This window comes from Paenibacillus sp. P4_A7, from assembly GCF_056402455.1.
Window position 1 is genome coordinate 1 of record NZ_JBFUHJ010000744.1, and the last position, 1,544, is coordinate 1,544.

The 1,544-nt window shown below is 40.1% G+C and carries 2 protein-coding genes; both read left to right on the top strand.

What is annotated here, in order from left to right; translation table 11 throughout:
• Positions 1–355: 355 nt before the first annotated feature.
• Positions 356–583, top strand: coding sequence for a hypothetical protein (locus AC1DWN_RS33595; protein WP_477563161.1), 228 nt, complete (start codon positions 356–358; stop codon positions 581–583).
• Between the two features lie 322 nt (positions 584–905).
• Positions 906–1,301, top strand: coding sequence for a VOC family protein (locus AC1DWN_RS33600; RefSeq protein WP_477563162.1), 396 nt, complete (start codon positions 906–908; stop codon positions 1,299–1,301).
• Positions 1,302–1,544: the final 243 nt, after the last annotated feature.

Sequence of the window (1,544 nt, forward strand, 5' to 3'; positions counted from 1 at the left end):
CCTCCGAACTAAGCGTTTGCCATTCAGAAAATTACCTGTAAGCCTGAAAATCAAGCTTACAGCGAATATTTAACTGAAAAAAGCAGCTGTAAGCATTGAAATGATGCTTACAGCTGATCTAACATTGACTTTTCAGCCAGATGACGGGTTTTAAGCTCAAAGAACGTGCTTACAGCCTACAAATCGCTGAAAAAGGTAGCTGTAGGCACAATAACGATGCTTATGGCTTATTTCGCATTGATTTACTGCCTGTGGGATGAACTATACAGATTGAAAGGTTTACTATTGGTAACATTGCAATAATATTAGGGTGTCGTATCGTGAACTTACTAAATATGGGGACGAAAGTGCTGACATGTACCAAATACGGTTTAACGATGGTCTTTTATCTGGCGAAAACTTTTCTTATAACATCAATGGATCTGTGCAAAATGATAAGATTGAGGACGGAATTACCTTTTTGATATCTCATATGAAGTGGGGCAAGATGCGTGATGATTCCATAGATGATGATGATCCCCATCACTACTATAGCTTTGGAGGAGAAGGTAGAGCCAACTTATACTACTACCCTGAAAGCTAAGGTTTACAGCGCTAGGCGTGGGTTTTATTAGAGCTCCCCTTAAATCTTCTGTACCATTGAGCTAACGGGACACGATAGTGTAGGAGCTTGCTACGATGCAGCTACTCTTTAGTAACGGGCAGTTATGCGTGGTTGGCAACACAAAGTAGATACATTTCCTATGAGATTTCAAAGAAAAATCGACATGAATCATGTTTAACATAGTTTTGAGATTACAAGCTAAAAAAAATAAAAAAAATTTACTTCCTTTGTCGATTTCGCTATTGTTCACTCGTCGTATTCATAGAAGGACAAATTCAAGTTGAAAGGTTGTTGAACTTTTATGGGAGCACAAATTCACTCTTATTTGATGTCAGAGGATGCAAGAGGTCAGGCGAATTTTTATGTTGAGTCACTCGGTGGTCAAATTCAGTTTCTCACAACATTCGGTGAGACGCCGGGAACACCTGAGGCGATAAAGGATAAAGTTATGCATTTGGCTTTGACAGTGGCTGGTACGAATACGTTAATGATTTCCGATTCATTCGAGCCAGTTTCGTATAACCGTAGTATCAGTCTTGCTTTGACCTATAACGATGAGTCAGAAGCCAGAACGGCATACTCCAAGCTAAGCCAAGGTGGCGAAAGCAAGTATCTTTTCGCTCWTCAGCCATGGGGTGCTTATTATGGAGAAGTCGTAGATAAATTCGGTGTCACGTGGATGATTACCAAACAGTAAGCTTTCGGAAGGTATGTTCGAAGGTCCCGTGGTATGAAAAACGGTGAGAATACTCAATTAATTCTCCGACAATCATAAACCCTATTAAGCTAACTGGCAGAAGAGTATGGTGAAACGGCTATTTATTATCGTTTTCTCTTTTGCCAGAGTAACACATCCGCTTCACCTACAATATGATGAGTCTAGAAATCTAAAGAGGTGAGCCAATGGCAGTCGTAAAAGCCAGGAAACAGGATATTGATA

Excerpts from the sequence above, each read along its gene's own strand:
- AC1DWN_RS33595 (WP_477563161.1), top strand. The coding sequence starts at position 356 with ATGTACCAAATACGGTTTAACGATGGTCTTTTATCTGGCGAAAACTTT.